The following is a 24,714-nucleotide window of genomic DNA, read 5'->3' as shown; positions in this document are numbered from 1 at the left end:
AAGGCGGTTATTACTGCGCGCCAGCAAGTGCTTTTTCGATACGCGCCTGCACGGGTTTAGGTTTTTTTGCCGCAAGAATAGCGTCGAGATTAGCAGGATTGTCGCCCACAACGATAAGGGCTGCCATGCCCATCGAGTAATGCGGGGTGCATTTGACCAGATAGGCACCATTCTGCTGAACGGTCAGCGTGTAATTTTCATTGATTTTGCTTTTGAACTTCTCAACGCCCTCAGGGATCATATCCTTGACGGACTCGACATTGTGGCCTTTGTCGGTAGGGATGAAGATGATGTTGTCGCCGGGATTGGCCTTGATATAGGCCGGTTCAAAAACCATCGCACCTTCTGCGCCTTTATTGAGCATATGCACTTCAATATCGGCGGCGAATACGGGCAGGGTGAAGAGGGCGAAAGCGCCTGCTGTCAGAGCCAGTTTTGTTGCGGTAAGTTTCATGTCAGTCTCCGAAAAAAGGTAACCGCTGCTGCGGCTGACGGATACTTAAGACAGATAGAAGTATGGCTCTTTGTCGGGGCGCAAATACGCGGATAAACGCTGGTTCAGAATAAAAATATTATGCTGTTTTGAGTGCGCGCTATGATCCGGTCTGAACGGTAACCGCTTTAGTCATCTTCATGTTCAGCCAGTCGGGTGAGGCCGGACAAATTGCAGACCAGAAGCAATTGTCGTCCGCCTTTGACCAGACCTTTGGTTTCCCAGTTGCTGAGCGTTCGGGAAACCGTGTGCAACGTGGTTCCGGTCATTTCGGCAATGTCTTGGCGCGAAATCGGAAAATCAATGCGGATATTATCACCGTCAGGGACGCCGGCTTCCTGCGCCAGCCGGATAACCGTATGGGCGATGCGGCGCTCTACTTCCTGCGTGGACATTTCACGGATACGGATATGTGCCTGATCCAGCCTCTGGCCGATCATCTGCATAGCATTGATTGCCAGTGTAGGATTGCGCTCCAGAAAGCTGTTCATCATGTTCATCGGCCATGCGAGCACAATACTGTCGGCGACCGCAACCGGTGTGCCCGGATATTCTGTGCGCCCGATCGCCAAGGCAAAGCCGAACAGATCGCCGGGGTGCACAACGCGGACAATTAGCTGCTGACCACCGGCGGTCACCTGCATGACTTTCAGCCTGCCTTGCAACAGCAGGTAGAATAATGTTGCTTTTTGACCTTGTTCGAAGACTTTTGCGCCTTTGGACACAGGGCGCTGAACCGCATTGGCGAGCAGCTTGTCTAATGCGGTATCCTCCATTCCTGCAAAGATTGGCAATGCGCCGACAAGAGTGCGGTCAATCATAGTCATCCCTTTGCAGTCATGATACGCGGCTAAAACCGCCGCAGGGATCGACCCTGCGTGTTCATCAATGTGGGGATGAGTAGTAAAGCTTTGTGAAGCGTGGCGCAATTCAATATATTGCTATCATTTTCAGAGTTTTAGCATGTGAAAGCCTTCATTTTCAGTTTTTACATAGACAGAAGTTGCGGGCATATTTTGCAAAATTGCGCGGATTTCTGTTGGTTCCATCAGACTGAAAGCTGTTGCCCATGCATCGGCAGACGTTGCATCAGGGGCGACAACTGTCAGGCGCTGATATAGGTTGGAAGACAGATCACCGTCTGGTTTCGCCTTCGGATTGAGCAGATGGTTGAAGTGCCCCGCCGGATCAAACCTGAAACCGGCACCGCCTGAGGTGGCCAGCGCATTACCGGAGAGTTCCAGTGTCTGATCCGGTTGCTGGTCTGTTTCAAGATCAGCAATACCGATCTGCCAGAGCGTGCCATCGGGCTGATTATCCAAGGTGCGATATTCACCCAGATTGATCAGTGTATTGGTTACGCCGTGCTCAGAGAGCAGTTGTGTGATCCGGTCAGTGATATAGCCTTGCGCCACGCCGTTGAGCGTTATTGCCATTTCAGGACGTGTAAAGACAATCCGGTCTTTGTTAAAGCGAACCGCATCAAAGCCGGTTAAGGCCAGTGCTTTTTGCAGCTCTTGTTCTGACGGGCCAGCAGGTGAGGGATGATCGGACGAGAAGTGTCGGGCAAGACAAGTCCAGAGCGGTTGGATGGTCGGATCAAACACGCCACCGCTTTGCTGCCAGAAGCCGTGGCATCTCTCCAGAAGGTCAACCATTTCCGGCGAAGGCGAAACCAACGCGCCGGAACGGTTGAGCACGGCAAGCTCGGAGTCCGGCCGGTACAGGCTGAAGATATCTTCCAGACGGGCAATCTCTCCCTGAACCTGACGCAGCAGTGCTTGTGCGGCCTTTTTGTCGGAATGGTGCAATATGATTTTTGCAGGTGCACCCAGCGCATAGCCCTGCCAGATCAGAGCATCCGTTTGTGATGCAGCTGAGGCATGAAACGGTAGCAGGCTTAAACCGGCGGCAGCACAGCTGATGCCGATAAAGCGTCTGCGATTGAGATGGTTTGCCATAGCAGCCTCCCTGCGGGTTCTGTAAGGATTAATGATGGGGGCTCATCGCCGGTTCAGCTTCAGCGGGGGTGTCGGACGTACCAAGCACATAATCCTGCGGAATCTCGGCAAAGGTCACGATGGTGCCGCCTTTGTCTTTGCTGAAGTTTTCTGCCGCTTCACGCGTTGAGAACGGCACTGTTTCCTTGGCGCCCATGCCACCGGTGGCATTGCTGTTGATCACGTAAAAGGCCTGTTTGGCATCAACCCAGTTTTGCGCACCCGGTTGTTCCCAGTTGGGGGCTTTTGCCATGTCGGACACATATATTGCCGCTATGTTTTTCGGCTCTTCCGGCAGCATGGTGAAGGCCAGCGTGTCACGCGCGGAGGAGAACCAGATTGCTTCGCTTGCAGGATGAAGAATGACCTGTCCCTTAGGGCCTGCATGTTCCAGCACATTCATGCCGCAATAGCGCCCCATCGCGGCTTCTGTCAGAGCAAACGGAGCAGGTGCCTCAGCCTGTTTTTCAGGCGAGCAGGCGCTTACGGCGAGAGACATGGCCAGAGGGATAAAAAGGGAGATTAATCTCATAGTTCTTTCCTCGAAAAGACCAGCATCGACAGGCCGAGCGGGATAATAGCCCATAGCCCCAATGCCAGTGTGAGAATGCCGGTGCCAAGTGTTGCATTACCTGCAAGACCGCCCATGCCGGTGAGGGCACCGGCACCGCCGCTGCCGAAATTGAGCAGGCGATAGGCATCAGTCGGGTTGATCAACAGCAGAATATTGAGCAGGGCAGCGCCGATTACCTGTCCCTGATCGAGCACCAGCAGCCCCAGCAGAGCCATGTCGTAGATCAGTACGAAGAGCAGCCAGATGCCGATGGCAATGCCCGCAGCGGTGCTACGCTCACGCACGATAGTGCTGGCGAAAAAGCCGATGGCGATGAATACCGCACCAAGCAAGACAGATGAGCCGATTAGTGACAGCAGCGCCAGCCAGCTTGCAGCATCGATGCCGCCGCCGGTCAGAGCCAGCAATACAGCGGTGCTGCCATAGCCAAACAGGGTGGCGAAAGCGAGAATGGTCAGTTGCCCCAAGAACTTGCCAAGAATGACTTGCCGGCGGCCGATGGGGTAACTCAGCAGCAACAGCATGGTGCCGCGCTCCATTTCCCCGACAATGGCATCATGAGAGATCAGTAGGGCAATCAGCGGTATCAGAAAGATAGTGAGGCTGGAGAGGCTGACAATCACCACATCCAGCCGGTTGGAGCCGATGGTGCTGCCGGTTGGTGCATTACCGAGAAAGCTCATACTCAGCGCCAGTGCCGCGAGCAGCAATGTGGTTGCCAGCACCCAGCGGTTGCGCAAGCCTTCCTGAATTTCCTTAAAGGCTATAATGGTTAGATTTTTCATTCTGCCGCCTCCCTGTCCGTCAGGAAATGGGCGTAAAGCTCATCCAGTGTCGGAGCGATAACATCAATGTCAGCAATGTTGTGATTTTGCGCGATGACTGACTGTAAAAAGCCAATCTTCTCTTCCGTCGGCACATCTGTTTCAAAGGTTGCAAAGCCTGTTTTTTGCCATGCTATCCGTAAGTTTTGCTGAGGGCAGAGCGGTGCTTTGTCCCCTTGGGTCAGGCTGACACGCATGCGCACAGGCAAGCGAGCAATATGGCGCAGATCGTCCAGTGAACCGTCTGCGATGACCTTGCCGCGATTGGCAATGATGACCCGTCCGACACGGTTTTCCAGTTCGGTGAGCGCATGGGAGGACATGAGAATTGTGGTGCCTTCCGCGCGCATAACCTCCAGAAGATCGTAGAAATTCTTGCGCAATGCGGGATCGAGGCCGGTCGTCGGCTCATCAAGCAGGAGAACCGCTGGTTTGCCGAGCAAGGCCTGTGCCAGACCGAGCCTTTGACGCATGCCTTTGGAATAGGTGCTGATCCGCCGGTCTGCGGCATGGGAAAGGCCGACATGATCGAGCAGTGCAGCAGTTTCTTTCAAAGGAACCGATTTGAGCCTTGCATAAAAGGCTAAGGTCTCACGGCCGGTCAGCGCCATGTTGAAGGAGACATGCTCCGGCAGATAGCCAAGTTTGCGCCGTGCCGCGAATTGTCCGGCTGCAGGGTCTTCACCAAGTACCAGCACTTTTCCATGTGTCGGGCGGATCAGCCCCAGCATCAGCTTAATCATTGTGGTTTTGCCTGCACCATTATGGCCGACAAGCGCGATATTTTCACCGGCATTCAACACATAAGAGGCATCGCTGATCGCATTGAATTTGCCATAGGCTTTGGTGACACCGGCAAGCTTTACTGTTTCAGTCATTTGTTCTTTTCGCCTCCGGATTTCAGCTGCACTAAGGGTGGTTTCATCAGCGGAAAGCTGTCGATGACACCGCCCGGCATCAATGCGGGAAACTGGGTTTGTGCCCAGCGGATCGTCTGGATCGCCGGACTGTTAATGAGGATTTTGGCCTGCGGCGCTGTCCATAAAACTTTGTCGATCAGGTCATTCGGCCGGTAGGGACTGTCGGCAATGCCGTCGCCATTGAGGTCAAAGGCGGGATTGTCACTCCAGTAATTGCCGCGGCCTTTGGCAGACCAGTCGAGATTGCGGGTACCGACATATTTGACCTGATTGCGATTGTTGATGAAGGCATTGCCGCTCATCACATTGCCTTCTGAACCGGCGGTGAAATGAATGCCGATGCTGCAATTTTCAAAACTGTTGCCGGTGAATTTATTCTTATTGGCATTGTAGATGAAAACGCATTTCTCAGGCCCCAGCCGCATACTGCCCGTATCTGCGGGAGCGGCAGCATCGGGTGCGGGCAGGCCGTGTTCGGCGGTTTGAATGCCTGCATCCAGCCAGCGGTCGGCCGGTTGCATTCTGCCGATAACCTGATTGCCGGTAACAACGGAGCTGTTCGCGTAGTTCAGCAGTAGGCCGTGGTCGCGGTCGCCATCGGAAAGATTGCCGGTGATTTTAAGCCGGCTGGTATACATAATGGCAAAGCCGACAGAATTATTGCGCGAGATATTATCGCTGACTTCACTGTCGTTGGTGTACATATAATGGACAGCAAAACGCACATTTTCCATGAGATTGCCGCGGAAAATATTCTTACGGCTGGCATTGGTGTAGATGCCGTCGCGTCCAAAACGAATGGTGTTATTGAGAACTTTTGCACCCGGAGCATTCCAGATAGAAATGCCGCTGCCGGTCTGCGACATGCGCACGCCGCGCTTGCCGATGATCTCATTGCCTTCTGCCACGGATTCTTTGGCGCCGTGCAGATAGATGCCATAGAGATTATCAACCAGTCGGTTATTCTCCGCCCGTGCGCCGGTGGCCGTTTTGGCAATGAAAATACCGGCATTCAGGTCAAACAGATTGTCGCCTGAACCGGTAACTTCCAGCCCACGGATAACGGCCTCGGGCGCATTGACGGTAATTGTGTTACCTTTACCCATTCCGTCAATGATCGCTCCCGCTTCACCTTCAAGCAGGATTTTATTGTCAAGAATGATCGCTCCGGCATGTTTTCCTTTGAGCAGACGGATGGTGTCGCCGGACGCGGCCTGATCAATGACGGCTTGCAGGTTCTGCCCTGCAGGCACGGTTATTTCTCCGGCCTGAGCCGGAGAAATAATGCTGACAGAAAGCAAACTGCAGATGCACAAAGCCGTGGCGGATAATAGCACAGGCCTGTGTTTGTCTGTCTGATGCCGGTGTTTCATGACCACTTACGCGCCTTTCGGCTCGACAAGCATACGGCCTTTCATTTCCATATGCATGGCATGGCAGAACCATGAGCAATAATACCACCATACGCCCGGCTTGTTGGCGATGAAGGTGACCGAGGCGGTAGCCTGCGGTGCCACTTCCATGTTGATGCCGTAATTGATGATCGAGAAACCGTGCGTCAGGTCTTCGATTTCATCAATATTGGTGACGTAGACAGTGACTTCATCACCCTGTTTGACGGTGAATTCCTCAAGGCTGAAAGCAGGGGCAGCCGAAGTCATATAGACGCGCACTTTATTGCCGTCGCGAATGACTTCTGAGGCTTCCATCAGATCGACACCATCGGCCTTTGCCTGAGCAACAGCATCGGCAAAGAACGGATCCTCACGGCTCCAGAAATTGACCGGATTGATCTTGGAGCGATGCACGATTGTTGCGTCATGGGGTTCGGCAAAACTCGGTCCGTCATGAACAACCACCATTTTATCTCCGGAAATATCAATAAGCTGATCATTTTCCGGCTTAAGAGGGCCCACATTGAGATAGCGGTCTTTGGAGAATTTATTGAGGGATATCAGCCATTTGCCATCAGCCTCTTTGGTTTGCCCCATCGATGTGTGGTTGTGGCCCGGCTGATACTGCACATCCAGTTTCTGGCGGATCGGATCCACTTTTTCGCCTTTATAGGCGCGTTTGGCGTCTTCGATGTTCCACTTGCAGACCTGACTGTCGATGAACAATGTTGTATAGGCGTTGCCTTTGCCGTCATAGGCGGTGTGCAAAGGTCCGAGACCGAGTTCCGGTTCAGCCACAACAGCATCACGCGGATTGATCTTGTCATCAAACAGATCATCAAATTTGCGCACGTCGAAGACGGTGACAGTCGGCGACAATTTACCATTGGCAACAATGTGAATGCCGTCCGGCGCAGTATTCATACCATGCGGGCTGTTTGGTACCGGAATGTAGCGGGTGAATTTGGAGCCTTTGCGACCGTCAATCACCGGAACGCCGCCCATTTCTTTAAATTCACCTTTGGCAACAGCTTCTTCAATCCGCTTAAGGTTGAAGATAACAATCCAGTCCTGCTCGCTTTCCATCATTTCGGCAAGCGTTGTGCCTTCTTCCGAATTATAGCAGGTCGCGAAAGCATATTTGCCCTGATAGTCGCAGTCGACATTGTCCAGATTGCCGTCAATCATCACCTGCCATGCGACTTTCATGCTCTCACCGTCAACAGCGGTAAAAATCGCATGATAGTTTTTGGTGTCGGTCAGGTTGGTGCCGTCATTCGGGATCGGCACACGGTCTTCACCGTTACAGAACACATAGCCGGTTTTCGGATATTTCTGCACGCGCAGGCCGTGAACCGTGTGCTGGTTCGGCAGCTGAATGATCTTGTCGCATTTCATCACATCAAGGCGGATACGGCAGACGCGGGTATTGGCCTTGTCATTGGCATAGAGATAGCGGCCGTCATAAGTACCGTCAGTAAAGGAAAGATGCGGGTGGTGAAGGTCACCATTGTCGAAAACGCCGCCGCGGTCTTTCATGAATTCGCGATCTTCAGGCAGCATGCCGTCACGGAGAATTTTCAGACTTTCATTGGTCTGTCCCCAGCCTGTGGCACTGTCGCGGTTGAACACCGGAATACGCATCAGCTCACGCATGGATGGCAGGCCGACAATGCGCACTTCACCGCTCTGACCGCTGGAAAAGAATGTGTAATATTCATCCAGTTCGCCCGGTTTAACTTCGGCGCTTGAACCGGATGCAGCAGATGCTGCCATTGCCTGTTTTGGCGCTCCGGCCATAACGAGCGCGCCGCCCATGCCGCTGGCACCGGCAGCCGCCACAAAAGCGGAGGTGCCGAGTAATTGCCGTCTGCTCATGCGGGTTTTATTTTCTTGCTCAGACATTGCTTTGTCTCCAGTTGAAAGTTTCAGGATGCCGCATCCGGTGCAGGCGCACCGGTGACAGGCTTTCCGTTATGGGTGATGACGGTTTTTGACTGGCTGCTGCCACGCTCTGCCGGTGGTGTGTAAGGCGCGTTGCGGGCGGCGAATTTCTCACGTTTGACGCGCACCTGAATCATATGCGGGCAGCGCTGGTCGTCGTGGTAAAGCTCCTGACAATGCATGCAGTAGATGCATTCATTGACATTGATCTGGCCTTCCGGATGGATGGATTGCACCGGACATTCGACTGCACAACGCTGACATGGCGAGCCGCAATCCGGCCAGCGTTTCAGCCATTCGAACATGCGGATGCGGCCAGGGATCGCAAGCGCTGCGCCAAGCGGGCACAGATACCGGCAGTAGAAACGCTCGATGAATAATCCGGCAGTCAGAAGAGTCAGCGCATAGATGACGAATGGCCATTCCCGTGCAAATTTCAGAATGATCGCGGTTTTGAACGGCTCAACCTCGGCAAAGATTTCAGCCAGAGCGACAGAATAAAGGGACAGACCGAACAAGCCGAGGAAGATGATGTATTTGATCGGCCACAGGCGTTCATGCAGACCCCACGGCAGTGTGATTTGCGGAACCTTGAACCATCTTGCGATTGTATTGGTCAGTTCCTGCAAGGCACCGAAAGGGCAGAGCCAGCCGCAGAACGGGCCGCGACCCCAGAATAACAGGCCGGCGGCAACGGAACCCCACAACAGGAATGTGAGCGGGGAAGTGAGGAAAAACTCCCAGTTAAAGCCGGTAATAAGCGAGTTGGTGAAGGTCAGAACATTGACGACCGACAATTGCGTATTGGTATAGAAACCCAGCCATACGAGGATGAACAGCAGGTAGCCACGTCTGACCCATGCGAAAAAGCGCGGGCGTTTGACGAGGTGGTTCTGGAAGAAGAAGATTGTAACCAGCACGAGAATAGCGAGAGCAGTGATCACAATATTGATCGTGTTCATCTGCCACATTTTAATCCAGAGCGGATTGTCCTCGCCGAAAAAGTCCGGAATTGTACCTTCTCCGACCGGAGTGCTTTTGTGTGGTCCGTCATTGCCGGCGGCAGCTTCTTTTGCAGGCTGCGCTTTGGTTGCAGCTTCAGGAGCGGCAGAGGGTTTGCTGACCGTCACATATTGATCGGGAAGGTTGTAACCTATTTCATAGAAGATGCTGGCCTTGTCACGGGCACCAAAACCACGCTGAACCAGCAATTGCAGATCCCACGGCTTTGTGACGTCAAATGTGAAGCCATCCGGCACTGTGAACAGCGCGATTTCCCGCAGCTTCGGCGCACCATCCGCAGCGATCTCACCGATGCGTGTATGATTTTTGTCGCGAAAGCGGATGCCCTGACCGTCCTGCAACAGTTCGATACGGTCAAAAATCCCGCCGCGCACATAGCCCGATCCTTTGAAGGAATAGGCACCGTCACCGGCAACCAGCACGGCCTGCTGTCCGGGTTTCAGGTGTTTCTGCATCTGCTCGTAACCGGCCTGACCCAGCAGGCTGAGGCCGATAGACGGCACGGAAACCGGCGCGACATAGAGCTCGATAAACTGATCATTCGGGTCAGATGTTTCAGGTTTGTTTGCAGCTTCCTGATGCTTTGCATCTGCGAAGGCTTGCGTTACCTCACCAACGCTGAGTTTCAGACTGCGCACAGAGCCGTCACCGGTCAGTTCCTGCCAGTCGCGGATTTCTTTTTTGGACAGATCAACACTACGTATTTCCTGCGGCACGATAGCTTGCGCAGAAGAAGGCTGGTTGCCGATACGGCCGCTACGGATCAGCCCGACAGCAGAGCGCACCACGCTGTCACCCATCACCAAAACTGTAACGGTTGCACCGCTGACAATCTCCACCTGTGGCGGCTTGACAGTTCCTGCGGCAACATCGCTGAAATTACTATTGATGAGCGAGTTGAGCGCAGCGACGACTTTAGCTTCGGGGATACCGATCAGAACAATCGGCTCCTTGTGATCCACCAGCTTAATGCCACGGATAATGCCGTTAACATCAATACCGACGATGATATGGATAGGTTTACCGGAATAACCGACCGAACTGGTGAAGTCCGAGTTCAGATAAACATAGCCCAGCAGATCCTGATCTTTAAAAACCGGCGCAATCGGCGGCTCACCTTGCGGGGTGCCGATGCGGGTCGCCTCCTGAAAGACGTCCTGCACTTTTAGCGCAGGCAGATATTTATCCAGTTGTGCTGCATGGGCAGGTGCATGGATGATGAACAAACCACAGATCAAAATACAGAGCATCCGGATCAGCCTGCTGAACGGGTGTGCCTGACGGTTATGAATGCGGTTCATGTTAAATATCCACTGCAAGCCTGCTTCCGCAACAGAAGTACTGTTGGCGGTTCATGACTGTGGACTTTAACGAAGTGGCCGGACGCGTCTTTGCGTCAGAACAAACTGATTATGAATTGATATTATATATGTTTTTGCTGATGCAAATATTGAAGCACTTGATGCTAACGAGTGTGCAGACGGCTCTCGCGTACAGATAAAATTATTTAACGAACAGAACCGGCGCACAAAGCCGGATCAAAAGCGGAGCGAGTTGGTTTTGATACGGGAGGAAGCGCCTACGCAAACCAGTCCTCAATGCCTTGACCGGATGCAGGTGGTGTTCAACCCGCTCATGAACTGAAGGTCAGAATAGTTTGCGGGGAGTGGCTGAGGGCTGCCTATTGCCGCCTGCGAAAAAACCGGCATGATTGCATGAGGATACCAAACACTGCCATCTTTATTTTCTGCCTTGCCCAATCTGTCAGTGTCCGCGATGAGCGCTGCCCATTGTCGTACCAAGCGCTCTGCCTGACCATATGTCAGCATGGCTAATGTATAGCGCTGTAATGCTTTGCGGCCTCCAAGACTGGTTTGTAAATGATTGGCAGTATCCGGCAGATCAGTCTCCACCGATAGTGCCAGCGCATCGAGTTTTGCTGCATTAATTTCAGCTGTAGCGTCGATGAAAGTATCCAGCCCTTTATTTGCTGCAAAGTCGTGGTGCCTTGCAATAATGCAACTGCAAGAGTGATCTTAATTACCAGTGCTTTGCGTAGGGTCATGATAGTGGTTCAACTCACAGGATAAGTGAGACTGCCTTATTGAATATGACGTTAAACATCAGCGTATTTGGACGGGAAAATTACACTCATTAATTTAAATACACTCATTAATTTAAATACAGTCAATAATAGATGCTGCATATGTTTAATGCAGTTGAAGGCTCATTCTTGGCACATCATAGCTTACGTAGCACAAACGTCGGGAAGCAAGCCTCGCAGCAAGTGCACGAGTTGTTACAGCGTAAGGATCCTGCCGCCAATTGGGCTGATATTGTAAAGGCCGGCGGGCTGCGTTCCGGTGATGTGGCTGATGCTTTGGCGGCCTATTGGACTCTGAACTGGATGAAGGCCAATGGCCGTGAGAACAGCCGTGCAGAAGTTCTGGTCATTTGGAAGCAAGTGCAGCAGGCTCTGGGGAGTGATGTCAGGTTTGTACGTCTCAGCAATAGCGAGCGGCAGCAACCTGCGGAAAATTCATGTTGCATTTCTTGCTTCAGCAAGCGGCTTATGTTGATGTCATTAAACGCGGAGATAAGATGATTATCCGCCGTTTGAGTGATGCTGCGGTCACACGGTTTCAAAATGAAATGAGCCTTAATCTCCGTCAAATTAGAGTAACAAAAGCGGGATTTCATTAAGCGCTATCATTTTGAATGATATGCAAATCAGAGATCAGTGTGGGCATTATTGGGAGAAGAGGTGTTTTGTGAAGTGGCTTGACGGGCGCTTTCGCACTAAAGTCAGAATTTATAAAAAATTATAATCCACCGAACAACATTATTCGTTGATGTTTTCAGTTGCTTATTCTTCAGATAAGAGAGGGGATTCGGATGGTGGGCGTAACAGGGATTGAACCTGTGACCCCTACAATGTCAATGTACCTGCTTATGACTTTCTAAAGTTTCCATATATTTATTTCAGTTTTCTTTTTTATTCAAAAACAATGACTTAATGTGGTGCTGCGTTGTTTTTCATTTTCGCAAGGCTTCCAATGTATTCCAGTTTGTGGTGAGCATTTGGTGAGTAATCCATGAGTGTTGGGGTCGTGCTATGCCTAAGCTTACAAAAACAGCTGTCGATAAATCTGAACCAAAAGAAAAGCAATATACTGTCTGGTGTTCTGATCTCAAAGGCTTTGGTGTAGCGATTAATCCGGCAGGCTCTAAGTCTTATATCGTTGATTACAGAACTGCTGATGGTGCGCGGCGCAGAATGACAATCGGTCGTCACGGCGCCATTACAGCAGATGAAGCTCGCAAGATTGCTATCACAACGCTGGGCGATACGATCCGAGGTGATGATCCTATTCTTGAGCGTAAAACCCGCAGAAAATCCCTGGCCGTTGCAGAGCTATGTAATGATTATATCACTGCGGCCAGCAAAGGGTTGATTATCGGTCGCGGTGGTCGGCCAAAGAAGCTGAGCACAGTCGCTACAGATAAAAGTGCGGTTGATGCGCATATCATTCCATTACTTGGCAAGAAACTTGTTATCGACCTGACCCGTGCAGATATCGTAAAATTCATTCGTGATGTAACGGCAGGCAAGACGGCGAAGGACATCGCGCCATCGGGTAAATTAAGAGGCCGTATTCGCATTTCTGGCGGTGCTGGTATTGCTACACGTACAGCGGCCACTCTGGGAGCAATTCTCTCCTACGCGGTGTCTGAGGGCGCTATAGAGAGCAATCCGACCTATGGCGTAAAGAAGCCCGTTATCGGTAGGAGAGAGCGGCGCTTGCGACCAGAAGAATATGCAGCATTCGGACGGGCATTGCGTGATGCTGAGGCTAAGGCGTGGCAAGGTGCGGCTGCATTGCGGCTGGCTGCATTAACCGGCTGCCGGATCGGTGAAATAGAAAACCTGAAATGGTCAGAGGTTGATCTGACAAATAGTCTCCTGACGCTCGAAGATAGCAAGACCGGTAAATCTGTTCGCCCACTCGGTGTACCCGCTGCGAAGCTTCTTAAAAGCCTGTCTAGGACTTCCAACTATAAGTTTGTCTTTCCATCAGATCGGCTCGAAGATCGCGCCTATGCTGGTATTAAACGCTATTACCGCGGTATCTTTAAATCTGCTGGTTTCTATGATGTAACCCCACATGTGCTTCGCCACTCGTTTGCCAGTGTCGGAGCTGATTTGGGCTTCTCAGATAGCACCATTGGGGCAATGCTTGGTCACTCTGGCAGTGGCATCACAAGCCGATATACTCACCGGCTGGATAGTGTGCTTATTGCGGCAGCGGATAAAATTGCTGAGGAAATTGAACGACAAATGGGTACGCCCACAAATTGAGGACGTGTAAACTGGACAAATTTGTATGGTTTGCATCATCGTCCGGAATTCGTAAGTTGATCTGCGCGGGTGTAATACCCTTGAAGGTGCCAACCTTGGGGCGGCCCCCCGACCGGCTTAAATCAGAGCCGGTTATTTTTTGTCCAGATCAAACGGGTCATCATCCGGATAAAGGCTATCGTCAAATGGGTTTTGATGTTCTGAGCTCCAATTCTCAGCTTCCCATTCCTTCCATTGCATGAAGCGCTCATTTACCGCTTTTTTAAAGTCTACAGGTGCCGTCACGCCTTTGCCACCAAGATCATTTAGTGTGTTATGTATTTCCGCTGTTAGATCGCCTACGGCCTTATTGGTATCATCCCCTTTCAGGAGGGCGACCATTTCAACTAGCTCGTTAATTTTAGCTTCAAGGGATTTAGGTTCTGGGAAATACTGATCAAGGCACCATACGATTGCCTCATTCATGGACATGCCAGCGCGATCAGCTTTGACCTTTATTCGATCTCTCATGCCTTCTGGGAGGCGAACAACAAATTTCTCCTGATCTTTAGCGGCTTGTTTTTTAATCATAAACTGTTTTGCTCCACATTACGGATGGCATCAATGCCACTATGTGCTTGACTAAAGCATTCTATTGCTGGATATTCCAGTGATGGCATTTGTGCCATCATGCTTACCTCAATAGGATTTAATAAATTATGAATGATCGTCCACGCCTTCGCCGCAAAGAAGTTCCTGCATACTTGATGAGCAAATTCGGCATCCCTATTGCGTTTAAAACGCTCAACAAGATGGCCACCGTCGGTGGAGGTCCCGCCATGCAATATTCCGGCCGGACACCTTTGTATCATGTCGATGATTTAGACGTGTGGGCAGAGGCTCGGCTGTCAAAGCCTGTCAGTTCGACAGCGGAACGAAGCTTGGCATGAGCCGAAAAACAAAAGGCTCGGCAGAGGCGGCAACCTCAAAACCGAGCCAGAGTTCAAACCAAACCGTAGCAGGAATGAAGAACATGGGAACTAATAACACCAATACCGGCCAGTCTGCAACAGGCGGCCGGCAATCGCAAACAGCGCTATTTGATCTCGAGGAGCCGATCAACGATTCAAAGAATATGGCTTCAATCCTCGGCAGGTTGCTCCATGATATTTTTGACAAAGATCACTCGGCCGTCACTGGTCACCGTGAATATTATTTCATCAGCGAAAGCGATGTATCGAACATGATCTTCGCCGCATCACACTTGCAGCGATTTATCGGATCCACGCTTGATACATGGAGCCTTGCTCTCGATCAGAACAGGGGGAATTGAGCATGCGTTTGGTTCTAATCCTGATGGGACGCGTTCACCTGATTATGGCTACTTGGCACGAAAAGCAGGCCGACAAGTGCCTTGCGGCAGCGCAGGCCAGAAAGAAGGCGGTATGACCAGAAAGCATAACAACAAAGGCCGCAGCACATCTGAGGGGCGTTATTTCCAAATGTATGAGTGGTTCATGAAGTCAGCCGCATGGCAGTATGCGACAGTCTATGAAAAGGCCCTCTATATTGAGATTAAGCGACGATATAACGGCAAGAATAATGGTGATATTTCAATGTCGCATCGAGAGGCGCAGGAATTATTACAATGCAGCAATCGCCCGATCAGCACAGCTTTTACTGGACTTCAAGAAAAAGGGTTAATCAAAGCTACTGTTAAAGGAGCGTTTGATTGGAAAGTTTCTCGTACTGGTAGTGGCAATGGAAGGGCAACGCGATGGGAGCTGACTGAATTGCCTCGTGATGTGCCGGTGAAAGTTTTGTCCGGAGGCTCCAAGGAATTTATGTCTTGGCAGCCGCCGACAGAAAAAACAGCGGTACGCTTAGAGCATACCAATGGTACGCCCACAGCACACCATTTCGAAAACAAGGTACGCTTAGAGCGTACCATTAACGCCGGAGCGTATGCTTATGGCACACCATAATGCTGAATTTCATGCTCTCATCGTATGCTTGGAGCGTACAGTATTAGTTACCATGTATGGTGGTCTTGGGAGGCTTCTGCATGTCTCGCTCTAAACTTCCTCTTTTGGACTGGCAGCCAGAGCCCAAGGTATTAGTATTTCCCCTCGATGCCAGAATTGGCAAGGTCCGGCGTACTGCCTATCTGCTTTTCAAAAAACAAGGTGAGGATGCAGATTTGTACTGGAAGCAAGTCATCGCCGCTAACCGCAAACACCTCATCCGAATTGGTCTGACGGCCGAGCAGCAGCATGAACAGCTTTCAGGCTTTTCGCGTGCTGTCCAGCAAGAGTTGAATAGCATTGCAGCATTATGTGGTGGAGGGGTGGCATAATATTTATCAGTTTCATTGCCTTAGAAATGACAGCTTAGATTAATTAGAGTAAAACTCACCAATCCTTATAAAATTTGTAATTACAGTATTTAGGATGAGAGTTTTCCGCGGTTTAATCAACGTTGAAACTTCACCACAGATTGATCACAATCTACGCCGTAATATCCGCCCGTTATCATGGCGCAGGCAGGAATTAATGACTGCCCCGAATGATAAAAAACATTACGCACATTCTGAAATAACTATTAAATTTGAAGTCTCTTGCCAGGCATAGAGAGGTTTTGACCTGAAAAGGTCCTATCGGCATTTTTTCCAGTAACCGGTTTCGTTTTTATTATACTTGCAATCAATGCAATAAAAAATATTCTGCATAATAAGTCCCGTTCACGGACGATGGCTGTGTTTCATACGACTTTATGGCAAACAACTAACCTTGTTGAATTTTTTACTATGCTCAGTGACGCCGCGATTGCACTGTATGGTGTGATCATAGTCGCAGCCGGGATAACTTCTATGGAGTTGGCTCCAAAACGCCTTGCGGCGACTTTAGTTATGATAGGAATATTGGCACAGCTGTTTGAACATCCTTAGTTAATTAGCGAACTGGAGCAATGTATTAATGTGTCGATTTTTAAGTAATCCATCAGTTGCTCTTTCTTCTGCAACTGTGTTGGGGCTTTCGTTGGCTTTGCTTGGGACATGGCTATTCAGTGGTGCATTGGCTTTCGCATTAACTAGTTTCGGTGTGGTACTGGTATATCTTGCTGGCGGTGTTCCCGCCGGATGGCGGGCGTTGAGTGAGTTGGTGCATGAGCGCGTACTCGACATCGATTTGTTAATGATAGTTGCAGCTATTGCTGCGGCGATTGTTGGTGCGTTTGTCGAAGGTGCTATTTTGTTGACGCTGTTTAGTTTGTCCACGACCTTGGAAGAGCGTGCAATGGGGCGAGCGCGCCGCTCCATTGAAGCATTGATGGCGTTACGGCCTGAAATCGCTTTACTTAAACTAGCAGATAGTTCGATCAAAGAAGTGCAGGCAGCAACTCTTCGTGTTGGAGATATTGTTATCGTTCGGCCTGGCGCACGAATACCCTCTGACGGAACAATTGCAAGCGGAAGTGGAGCGCTGGACGAGTCTACGATTACGGGTGAATCTATGCCTGTGCGCAAAGAAACTGGTGCTAAAGTTTTTGAGGCAACGGTCAATCTTGATGGCGTACTTGAGATTAGGATTACTAAAACTGTTGAACAAAGTACTGTGGCACGCATGATTGAGCTAGTCACACAAGCTCAGGCAGCGAAAGCTCCTTCAGAACGGTTCAGTGTTTGGTTTGGGCAACGTTATACAGTTGCCGTTCTAATGGTCTCGCTGATTGCTCTTGGCATTTTCTATTGGTTTGGGCATGACTGGGAAGCTGCATTATACTTTGCAGCAACTTTGCTTGTAGCCGCGAGCCCGTGTGCGATAGTCATTTCTGTGCCAGCAGCAATTTTGTCCGCTCTATCATCAGCTGCACGGGGAGGCGTATTGTTTAAAGGTGGGGCAGCGCTTGAGACACTTGCAGCAGTTAATATTTTTGCTTTCGACAAGACTGGAACGTTGACAACCGGGCGTGCAGAAGTAACTGGAGTTGTTCCTCTAGCTGATGATGAGATGAGTTTTTTATCCGCGCTAGCTAGTATTGAAGCCAATTCCGAGCATCATATTGCCGACGCCCTTAGGCGCGAAGTGCTCCGTCGAGAGGTAAAACTACACGATGTTTATGATGTGAAAACAATTCCAAGTGCTGGCATTGTTGGACGTGATATGGACGGCCCCATTTGGGCAGGTAATCGTCGAATGGCCCATAATATGGGTGCTCTTCTGGATGATGAGCGTTTTAAAAACTTACAGGACGGAGCAGAGACAGTTGTTTATCTTGGGCGTGGGGCGCTCATTTTAGGTGCGATCAGCATCGCCGACAAAGTACGTGAAACTTCAGCTGGAGCACTTGTCGCTTTGCGAGATAACGGGGTTAAGACCATCGCAATGATGACAGGCGATAGACCGGCAGTCGCGCTGCGTATTGGCAAGCTGCTTGGATTCAAACCGGATGAGATTCATGCCGAGATGTTGCCAGAGGATAAGGTGAGGCTGGTTGCAGAAATGGCTAATGGTGGGAAAGTTGCATTTGTTGGTGATGGTGTGAATGATGCAGCGGCACTAGCGCGCGCCGATGTCGGCATTGCCATGGGGGCGGTAGGATCTGAAGTTGCTTTACAGGCTGCTGATGTCGCTCTGCTTTCAGAGAATATGGAAAGATTAGCGGCAGCCCATCGTCTTGCCAGACGAACCGTATCAATAATTCGTCAAAATCTTATTTTTGCGATTTGTATGATGTGTGTTTTGGTTGTGGGCGCAGCTTTTTTTGAATTACCTTTGCCTTTGGCGGTACTTGGCCACGAGGGGGGCACGGTTCTTGTGGTTCTCAACGGGTTGAGACTCTTAAGCGACCCAATTAGAAGTACGTCAAGCGTCTTTGCCGATCAAAATCTTCTGAAAGATAATACTCGTACTAAATAGCTGCGTAGATTGTTTAGGACAGTGCCGGTTCACTCCACTAATTTTTTTGAAATAGATAGTAATTTTGCAGCTAAAAAACACATCTAATTTGTTATATTTTGGGGAGAATAAACGATGTGGCAAAGTATCCTGCCGAACTAGCCACAGCAGTGAGAAGCAGACCCCACGCCATATCAACTATACTTATTGATAGGGACCAATTTTTTAACGTAGCGAGATTTGTCATATCATAGGTGCCATAAGCAATAAGACCAAGAATGGCGCCATTAATAACAGCATTAAGCCAGCTGTTTGAGTTGAGAGCAGGTATTACCGCAAAATAAATAATACCGCCTACATAAACGAGATAGAAAAGACCCGCGACAGTGAAATTTGGCTGATCCATAAGGATGTTGGCCATTCGTGGGCGGTAAAACAAACTTGTCATTTTTGACAGCCAGATAAAGTCAACAACAAAGAACACTATGGCAGTCGTAGTATATGCAATTATGGCCTGTTTTAACATTGCAGATCTCATCTTTGTTATATTCAGAATTCGTTAGCCGCTAAATTCCAAGCACAGGTTGCACTAAACGAACAATCCATGAGCGGAAACGTAACGGGGCATCTGTAACCGCCAGACAAATGCAATCAGCGTCCGATGTAGCTATAGGCTGATGAATAATATCGGAATTTGCCTCTTCGATATCGCCGCGAGTAAAACTCTCGTCGCCATCGATAAAACTTCCGCTAAGAACAAGTGTCAACTCCCGTCCGCCATGACCGTGCTCAGGAACCGGCTTGCCGGCAGGTATCTTGAGCAGGCGTACGGTTGATGAATTGTCGCTGGTCGGAATGACAATATGACTGGCTCCGCGACCAAGAGCGCGCCATTTCAGCTTATCGACATCTCCTCCGAGATAAGAGCGTAATGGCTGAGGTAAAACAGGTGCCTGAGGTTGTGGTTCCGGCCGTTCTTGCTTGGTCTTTAGTGATGTCTTTGCCAATCTCGACCGAACAGTCTCCCATGCTTTATCCGCAGACGTATCAGCAGGTAGTTCCTCAAGCAATTTTCCGCCCAGACATTCATAGTTTTTAAGACGAAAACGGCATGAAGGGCACAATGATAAATGTGTGGCTACGGCAATGCTCCAGCCCTCGCTTAAGGTGCCGGCAGCATAGCTTTCAAGCAACGCATCGCTTAAATGATGATGTATATTCATGACGCTCTCCCTAAGTGTTTGAGGGAAAGACGCAATTTTTCAAATGCCAGTCGCATTCGTGATTTAACTGTACCAAGCGGAATATTCATTTTCTCGGCAATAGCACTTTGAGAGTGATTATCATAAAAAGACATTTTTATAAGCTCGAACTGTTCCTTCGGTAATTTTTCCATTGCTTGCTGTAATTCATTACTTGATTGCTGCATTATGATTAGAGCATCAGCGGGTATTGTTTCATCAGGAACAAAAGCCGGATCATCCGGGTCAAATTCGGGTCTTTTCTCTCGTCTTACAGCATCAATGCGCAAATTTCGTGCAATCGTAAAAATCCATGTTGAAAGCGCTCCTTTGAGCGGATCAAAACGGTCCGCTTTGTGCCATACAGTGATCATTGTTTCCTGCATCAGCTCTTCTGCCAGCTGTTCATCAGTCGTAAGCCGCAACATGTAAGATTTAACACGCGGCGCAAAGTATTTAAAAATCACCTCATAGGCATCAATATCGCGATCCAATGTGACAGCTCGCATTAATACTTCGAGATTCCCAATGTCCGCATTGGGGGTGTTTTTTTTCATTTTTAAACATTCCCGCCTGAATCGGAGCAGCATAGATCTGCGCTCTGCAATTCCTTTGTATTTGTTGTGCCACGATTGCGGCTGGATGGAAATGTTTGTTTTCATGCCATCTTTACGGAGAAAATCAGCAAACGGATCACGACATCAAAATAATTTAAAAAAAGAGATCCGAAACGTCGTACGGCGCGTATTGGAATATATAAAAAACAAAAGGAATAGCCGTGAGTAGTTCTCACTCATTCTCTGAAAATAAAAAACACATTGCTGTCATCGGATCAGGTATTTCCGGATTGTCTGCAGCATGGCTGTTGAGCAAAACTGCGCGGGTCACCATTTATGAAGAGAATAACCGCTTAGGCGGGCATTCCAATACGATTATGGTTCCGTGCGGACAAAACGAGATTGCCGTTGATACGGGCTTTATTGTTTATAATGAGCGGAATTATCCCAATCTTGTCGCATTATTTGAAACATGCGGGGTTGAGACACAAAAATCCAATATGTCATTTGCCGTATCACTTAATGAGGGCGGGCTGGAATACTCCGGTTCTGGCATCAACGGGTTGCTTGGTCAGCGGCGTAATATCATTCGTCCCCGTTTCTGGTTTATGGTCAGGGATGTGTTGAGGTTTTACCGCGAGGCGCCTTCTGTTCTGGATAGTGAACATTACGCGCAGACTAGCCTTGGCGAATATCTGAGATTTTATAATTACAGCGATGATTTTGTTGAAAATCATCTTCTGCCGATGGGGGCTGCAATTTGGTCTGCGAGCGCAGATGAAATGCGGGCTTATCCTGTTCAGGCATTTGTACGCTTTTTCGTCAGTCACGGATTACTCAGTCTTAAAGACCGGCCGCAATGGCGAACTGTTACGGGCGGTAGTCGCCGCTATGTTGAGCGGTTGGCGCAGGCAATATCCGGTGACATCAGGCTGAATACCAGGGTTGAGAGCATAAAGCGCATAACTGACGGTGTCATGGTGACTGACTGTAAAGGTCATACAGAGCGTTTTACTGATGTTGTTATTGCTGCACATGCGGATCAGGCGCTTGCAATGTTGGATGATCCCAGCTTTGAGGAGCAGAAACTGCTTGGTGCTTTTCGTTACACAGCCAATAGCGCCGTTTTGCACTCCGATACGTCACTTATGCCAAGGCGCAGGCGGATCTGGTCGAGCTGGAATTATACCGGCGATCACAATAGCGCAGAAAAGCAGCCTTTATGTGTGACATATTGGATGAATAAGCTTCAATCTATTGATGAGAAATATCCACTTTTTGTTACGCTTAATCCGACTAAGCCGATCGCCGATGAAAAAATTATCAAGGTGATTGATTATGAGCACCCGCTTTTTGACCTTCGGGCATTGGAAGCGCAGCGTGCGCTGCATGTCCTGCAAGGCAAGCGTAATACATGGTTCTGTGGTGCGTACTTTGGCTATGGTTTTCATGAGGATGGTTTGCAGGCAGGGCTTGCAGTGGCCGAAGGGCTGGCAGGTTTGAAACGACCTTGGAATGTACCAAACGCATCCTCCAGAATTTCACAGCCGTCTGAGAGTGAGGCATCATAATAATGCGCTCTAGTGAGAAGATACAGTCAGGTCTTTATATAGGCAAAGTGATGCATATGCGGTTGCGTCCTCAACGGCATCGCTTCACTTATCGTGTATTTTCATTGCTGCTGAATATTGATGAGCTTCCGTCATTAGACAAGGCAAAGCGTCTTTTTGGTTATAATCGCCGCGCAATTGTGAGCTTTCACGATAAAGATCACGGAGATGGCACAAAGGGCGGATTGCGCCATTGGGTTGAGGAGCAGCTAGCCCGTGCTGGTCTTCAGGGGGCAGGGATGAGTATTTATATTCTCTGTTATCCGCGCATTTATGGCTATGTCTTCAATCCGCTGACACTCTATTTTTGTTATGACGCGCAAGGAGGGCTGCGCGCTGTTCTTTATGAGGTCAGCAATACATTCGCAGAACGTCATACCTATATTATGCGTGTTCTTGAGGGGGAGCTGACCGGACAGGGCTTTCACCAGCAATGTAAGAAGGATTTTTATGTATCTCCTTTTTTGCCGATGGACTGTTTCTATAATTTTTACATTGAGCCTCCCGATGAAAAGCTGCTGGTTCGTATTCATGAAGAAGATGCTGATGGCATGGTGCTTGTTGCAAATTTTGCAGCAACACGAAGCCCCATAAATGACCGCACGCTTGGTTTGGCATTGTTGCGTCACCCGTTTATGACGCTGAAAGTCAGCGCGAGCATTTATTGGGAGGCACTGCGCCTTTGGAGAAAAGGCCTTACCATTTATCGCCATAAGGCGGCGGCCAGCAAGGTCGACAGTACTGTTGTTTCAAACCCCACTCCGATCAATCAGCCCCGTGAGTTAAATCCTGATGAGCACCACTGAAGAGACAATGAACATCAAGAGGGAAGTCAAAGCAGGGTTCAATAAACGTCCGCCGCTATGGATGCGCATTGTGCAAAAATGGGCTGGCCGGATTGCTTTCGGCACACTGACTGTTGAGTTTCCTGACGGGCACAGTTTTTATGTCAAAGGCTCAAGACCGGGCCCTGATGCAACAATGATCATTCGCTCGCCTAAATTTGTGTGGCAAGTCCTCTCCGGAGGAAAACTCGGGCTGGCGCGCGCATTTATTGATAATAACTGGGATAGCCCAGATATTGGTGCTGTTTTGGATCTGGGAATTTTCAATGAGGATTATTTAAATTCGGTTCTCGCATTGCCGGCACTTGCAAGATTGATGGCCAATTTGCGCCATCGTCTCCGTGCCAATACGCCTAAAGGCAGCAAGCGCAATATTGCTTTCCATTATGATCTGGGCAACCAGTTCTATGCTCAGTGGCTGGATGAGACCATGACATATTCTTCCGGCTTGTTCCAAACGGCCGGACAGTCCTTATCTGATGCGCAAAATGCCAAATATGACCGCATTGTCAGGCAATTGAATATTCAGAAAAATGACCGTGTTCTTGAGATCGGCTGCGGATGGGGCGGATTTGCGGAATATGCTGCGCGTAAAACCGGTTGCAGCATTGTAGGCCTGACACTTTCTCAGGAGCAGGCACATTTTGCGCAAGAGCGCATGATGAAAGCGGGCCTATCTGATCGTGTTGAAATTCGTATTGAAGATTACAGAAATTGTGAGGGGCGTTTCAACAAAATCGTATCTGTCGAGATGTTTGAAGCTGTCGGCGAGGAGAACTGGCCTGTATATTTTGCAAGACTGCAAGCCTTGTTAGAGAGTGACGGCGAGGCTTTGCTACAGGTTATTACCATCGATGATAACCGCCTTGATGAATACCGGCGCAATGCTGATTTCATTCAGACCTATATTTTCCCGGGCGGTATGCTGCCTTCATGCAACGCACTTATTGATGTCGCACGAAGACATAATTTAAAGCTGACTGACCAGCTGATGTTTGGACGTGATTATGAGAAAACGCTGCTTCAATGGGACGATCAATTCATAAAACAATGGAGCAATATTGAGCCACTTGGGTTTGATGCGCGCTTCAAGCGGATGTGGCGATATTATTTCCACTATTGCGCTGCCGGTTTCAGAGCGCAGCGCATTGATGTCGGGCAGTTTCATTTCCGTCAGCTCTGCCTCAATCAGGATTAACGTAACAATTTGCGCGTAATTGCAAATCGCAACCCTGCAGGCAGACGCGCCAGACATTTGGTAAGCCAAACCATCTTCCACGGAAATGCAATTTCAAAACGATGTGAATTCAGGCCGCGAATGATGTGATCAGCGGCCTCATTCTCTGAAATTATAAAAGGCATAGGAAAGTCATTTTTTTGTGTGAGCGGCGTATCTACAAAACCGGGATTAACAACGCTGAGAAGCACATTCTTACGTCGCAGCTCAGGATAAAGGGCCTCACACATATTAATGAGGCCGGCTTTGGTCGCGCCATATGCTGCTGCACCCGGCAGGCCGGTATATCCTGCAACGGAGGAGACGACCAATATGCGTCCCGATTGCCGCTTGAGCATGGGCTCCATAACGACGCCCATACAATAGGCAGTTCCTATCAGATTGACATTGACCGTTTCCTCAAAAAGCGCAGCATCAAAATTAATCGCATTGTCCCGCTTATATATGCCCGCATTGAGGATTGCGACACTGACGGGGCCAAGCTGTGCTTCAATCGCGGCATATACAGCCGGTATCGCAGCGTGATCCGTCACATCCATTGGAAAAGCAAAAATCTTGTCCGGTGCTTGTGCGGCGACCTCTTCAAGATGTGTTCTCGTGCGGGCGCTGATTGCTACTGTCCAGCCTTGGCTGGCAAGTCTTATTGCCAAAGCGCGCCCCATTCCGGTGCCGGCACCCGTTATCCATACAAGCTTATTAGGTATATGAGCGTCCATTACGTTCACCTTATTAGACAAACTTTATATTATGTATACGCAACAGGGATGGCAGCGGTTCATCTGTCATCTGCTCTTTCTCTCAGCTTTCAGGATTCT

The 24,714-nt window shown here is 49.6% G+C and carries 25 protein-coding genes; 10 read left to right on the top strand and 15 right to left on the bottom strand.

Annotated elements, in window-relative coordinates:
• Nucleotides 1-10: 10 nt before the first annotated feature.
• The 10 genes from P8H26_RS11730 to P8H26_RS11685 all read right to left on the bottom strand — a co-directional run bounded on the left by P8H26_RS11730 (nucleotide 11) and on the right by P8H26_RS11685 (nucleotide 11,085).
• Nucleotides 11-454, bottom strand: coding sequence for a pseudoazurin (locus P8H26_RS11730; RefSeq protein ID WP_289633203.1), 444 nt, complete (start codon nucleotides 452-454; stop codon nucleotides 11-13).
• A 167-nt stretch (nucleotides 455-621) separates the two neighbouring features.
• Nucleotides 622-1,320 carry a Crp/Fnr family transcriptional regulator gene (locus P8H26_RS11725; protein WP_289633202.1) on the bottom strand — a complete coding sequence of 233 codons (699 nt, stop codon included), beginning with the start codon at nucleotides 1,318-1,320 and terminating at the stop codon, nucleotides 622-624.
• 123 nt (nucleotides 1,321-1,443) lie between these two features.
• Nucleotides 1,444-2,454, bottom strand: a complete 1,011-nt coding sequence (locus P8H26_RS11720) for an FAD:protein FMN transferase (RefSeq protein WP_289633201.1) — start codon at nucleotides 2,452-2,454, stop codon at nucleotides 1,444-1,446.
• Nucleotides 2,455-2,482: 28 nt separating this feature from the next.
• Entirely contained in the window at nucleotides 2,483-3,025 is a 543-nt protein-coding gene (locus tag P8H26_RS11715) for a nitrous oxide reductase accessory protein NosL (protein WP_289633200.1), read from the bottom strand.
• Nucleotides 3,022-3,852 carry an ABC transporter permease subunit gene (locus P8H26_RS11710; RefSeq protein WP_289633199.1) on the bottom strand — a complete coding sequence of 277 codons (831 nt, stop codon included), beginning with the start codon at nucleotides 3,850-3,852 and terminating at the stop codon, nucleotides 3,022-3,024. The genes P8H26_RS11715 and P8H26_RS11710 overlap by 4 nt, the downstream gene beginning before the upstream one ends.
• Nucleotides 3,849-4,769 (bottom strand): ABC transporter ATP-binding protein, encoded by a 921-nt coding sequence (locus P8H26_RS11705; protein WP_289633198.1) that lies wholly within the window; start codon nucleotides 4,767-4,769, stop codon nucleotides 3,849-3,851. Before P8H26_RS11705 ends, P8H26_RS11710 begins: the two co-directional genes overlap by 4 nt.
• Entirely contained in the window at nucleotides 4,766-6,184 is a 1,419-nt protein-coding gene (locus P8H26_RS11700; RefSeq protein WP_289633197.1) for a nitrous oxide reductase family maturation protein NosD, read from the bottom strand. The genes P8H26_RS11705 and P8H26_RS11700 overlap by 4 nt, the downstream gene beginning before the upstream one ends.
• 6 nt (nucleotides 6,185-6,190) lie before the next feature.
• Complete coding sequence (gene nosZ / locus P8H26_RS11695; protein ID WP_289633195.1) at nucleotides 6,191-8,110, bottom strand: TAT-dependent nitrous-oxide reductase; 1,920 nt, start codon at nucleotides 8,108-8,110, stop codon at nucleotides 6,191-6,193.
• Nucleotides 8,111-8,133: 23 nt separating this feature from the next.
• Nucleotides 8,134-10,422 carry a regulatory protein NosR gene (locus P8H26_RS11690; protein ID WP_289633265.1) on the bottom strand — a complete coding sequence of 763 codons (2,289 nt, stop codon included), beginning with the start codon at nucleotides 10,420-10,422 and terminating at the stop codon, nucleotides 8,134-8,136.
• Between the two features lie 345 nt (nucleotides 10,423-10,767).
• Complete coding sequence (locus tag P8H26_RS11685) at nucleotides 10,768-11,085, bottom strand: hypothetical protein (protein WP_289633194.1); 318 nt, start codon at nucleotides 11,083-11,085, stop codon at nucleotides 10,768-10,770.
• A gap of 293 nt (nucleotides 11,086-11,378) precedes the next feature.
• Here P8H26_RS11685 and P8H26_RS11680 point away from each other — a divergent pair, with 293 nt between their 5' ends.
• Both P8H26_RS11680 and P8H26_RS11675 read left to right on the top strand, forming a co-directional pair.
• The gene (locus tag P8H26_RS11680; RefSeq protein ID WP_289633193.1) at nucleotides 11,379-11,777 is read left to right on the top strand and encodes a DUF6683 family protein; all 399 of its coding nucleotides are present in this window, start codon (nucleotides 11,379-11,381) and stop codon (nucleotides 11,775-11,777) included.
• Between the two features lie 510 nt (nucleotides 11,778-12,287).
• A complete protein-coding gene (locus P8H26_RS11675; RefSeq protein WP_289633192.1) occupies nucleotides 12,288-13,532 on the top strand; it encodes a site-specific integrase in 1,245 nt (414 codons plus the stop codon).
• 132 nt (nucleotides 13,533-13,664) lie between these two features.
• On the opposite strand, the gene P8H26_RS11670 is transcribed toward P8H26_RS11675, so the two are convergent.
• A complete protein-coding gene (locus P8H26_RS11670; protein WP_289633191.1) occupies nucleotides 13,665-14,102 on the bottom strand; it encodes an Arc family DNA-binding protein in 438 nt (145 codons plus the stop codon).
• 128 nt (nucleotides 14,103-14,230) lie between these two features.
• On the opposite strand from P8H26_RS11670, the gene P8H26_RS11665 reads away from it, so the two are divergent.
• The 5 genes from P8H26_RS11665 to P8H26_RS11645 all read left to right on the top strand — a co-directional run bounded on the left by P8H26_RS11665 (nucleotide 14,231) and on the right by P8H26_RS11645 (nucleotide 18,430).
• Nucleotides 14,231-14,461 carry a hypothetical protein gene (locus tag P8H26_RS11665; RefSeq protein WP_289633190.1) on the top strand — a complete coding sequence of 77 codons (231 nt, stop codon included), beginning with the start codon at nucleotides 14,231-14,233 and terminating at the stop codon, nucleotides 14,459-14,461.
• Entirely contained in the window at nucleotides 14,458-14,844 is a 387-nt protein-coding gene (locus P8H26_RS11660; protein ID WP_289633189.1) for a hypothetical protein, read from the top strand. The genes P8H26_RS11665 and P8H26_RS11660 overlap by 4 nt, the downstream gene beginning before the upstream one ends.
• A gap of 112 nt (nucleotides 14,845-14,956) precedes the next feature.
• Complete coding sequence (locus tag P8H26_RS11655) at nucleotides 14,957-15,496, top strand: hypothetical protein (protein ID WP_289633188.1); 540 nt, start codon at nucleotides 14,957-14,959, stop codon at nucleotides 15,494-15,496.
• An 80-nt stretch (nucleotides 15,497-15,576) separates the two neighbouring features.
• Nucleotides 15,577-15,867: a DUF6074 family protein gene (locus tag P8H26_RS11650; RefSeq protein WP_289633187.1), complete on the top strand. Its 291-nt coding sequence runs from the start codon at nucleotides 15,577-15,579 to the stop codon at nucleotides 15,865-15,867.
• A gap of 619 nt (nucleotides 15,868-16,486) precedes the next feature.
• Nucleotides 16,487-18,430 (top strand): cation-translocating P-type ATPase, encoded by a 1,944-nt coding sequence (locus P8H26_RS11645; protein ID WP_289633186.1) that lies wholly within the window; start codon nucleotides 16,487-16,489, stop codon nucleotides 18,428-18,430.
• A gap of 91 nt (nucleotides 18,431-18,521) precedes the next feature.
• Here the strand turns inward: P8H26_RS11645 and P8H26_RS11640 are convergent, their stop codons facing one another.
• From P8H26_RS11640 to P8H26_RS11630, 3 genes are read right to left on the bottom strand one after another with little or no spacing between them, the layout of a single operon-like run.
• On the bottom strand, nucleotides 18,522-18,935 hold the full coding sequence (locus P8H26_RS11640; RefSeq protein ID WP_289633184.1) for a DUF2177 family protein: 414 nt from the start codon (nucleotides 18,933-18,935) through the stop codon (nucleotides 18,522-18,524).
• A 40-nt stretch (nucleotides 18,936-18,975) separates the two neighbouring features.
• Nucleotides 18,976-19,632 carry a ChrR family anti-sigma-E factor gene (locus P8H26_RS11635; protein WP_289633183.1) on the bottom strand — a complete coding sequence of 219 codons (657 nt, stop codon included), beginning with the start codon at nucleotides 19,630-19,632 and terminating at the stop codon, nucleotides 18,976-18,978.
• On the bottom strand, nucleotides 19,629-20,207 hold the full coding sequence (locus P8H26_RS11630; protein ID WP_289633182.1) for a sigma-70 family RNA polymerase sigma factor: 579 nt from the start codon (nucleotides 20,205-20,207) through the stop codon (nucleotides 19,629-19,631). The genes P8H26_RS11635 and P8H26_RS11630 overlap by 4 nt, the downstream gene beginning before the upstream one ends.
• Nucleotides 20,208-20,428: 221 nt before the next feature.
• On the opposite strand from P8H26_RS11630, the gene P8H26_RS11625 reads away from it, so the two are divergent.
• From P8H26_RS11625 to P8H26_RS11615, 3 genes are read left to right on the top strand one after another with little or no spacing between them, the layout of a single operon-like run.
• Nucleotides 20,429-21,778 (top strand): NAD(P)/FAD-dependent oxidoreductase, encoded by a 1,350-nt coding sequence (locus P8H26_RS11625; RefSeq protein WP_289633181.1) that lies wholly within the window; start codon nucleotides 20,429-20,431, stop codon nucleotides 21,776-21,778.
• A gap of 2 nt (nucleotides 21,779-21,780) precedes the next feature.
• On the top strand, nucleotides 21,781-22,623 hold the full coding sequence (locus P8H26_RS11620) for a DUF1365 domain-containing protein (protein ID WP_289633180.1): 843 nt from the start codon (nucleotides 21,781-21,783) through the stop codon (nucleotides 22,621-22,623).
• Between the two features lie 7 nt (nucleotides 22,624-22,630).
• On the top strand, nucleotides 22,631-23,860 hold the full coding sequence (locus P8H26_RS11615) for a cyclopropane-fatty-acyl-phospholipid synthase family protein (protein ID WP_289633179.1): 1,230 nt from the start codon (nucleotides 22,631-22,633) through the stop codon (nucleotides 23,858-23,860).
• Here P8H26_RS11615 and P8H26_RS11610 read toward each other — a convergent pair.
• Nucleotides 23,857-24,615, bottom strand: a complete 759-nt coding sequence (locus tag P8H26_RS11610) for an SDR family oxidoreductase (RefSeq protein ID WP_289633177.1) — start codon at nucleotides 24,613-24,615, stop codon at nucleotides 23,857-23,859. The genes P8H26_RS11615 and P8H26_RS11610 overlap by 4 nt on opposite strands.
• Between the last annotated feature and the right edge of the window lie 99 nt (nucleotides 24,616-24,714).

The organism is Pseudochrobactrum sp. sp1633 (assembly GCF_030376605.1).
In the GTDB taxonomy this organism is placed as follows: domain Bacteria; phylum Pseudomonadota; class Alphaproteobacteria; order Rhizobiales; family Rhizobiaceae; genus Pseudochrobactrum.
The sequence above is the reverse complement of the archived record's forward strand: the minus strand, read 5'-3'. Positions and strand labels throughout refer to the sequence as shown.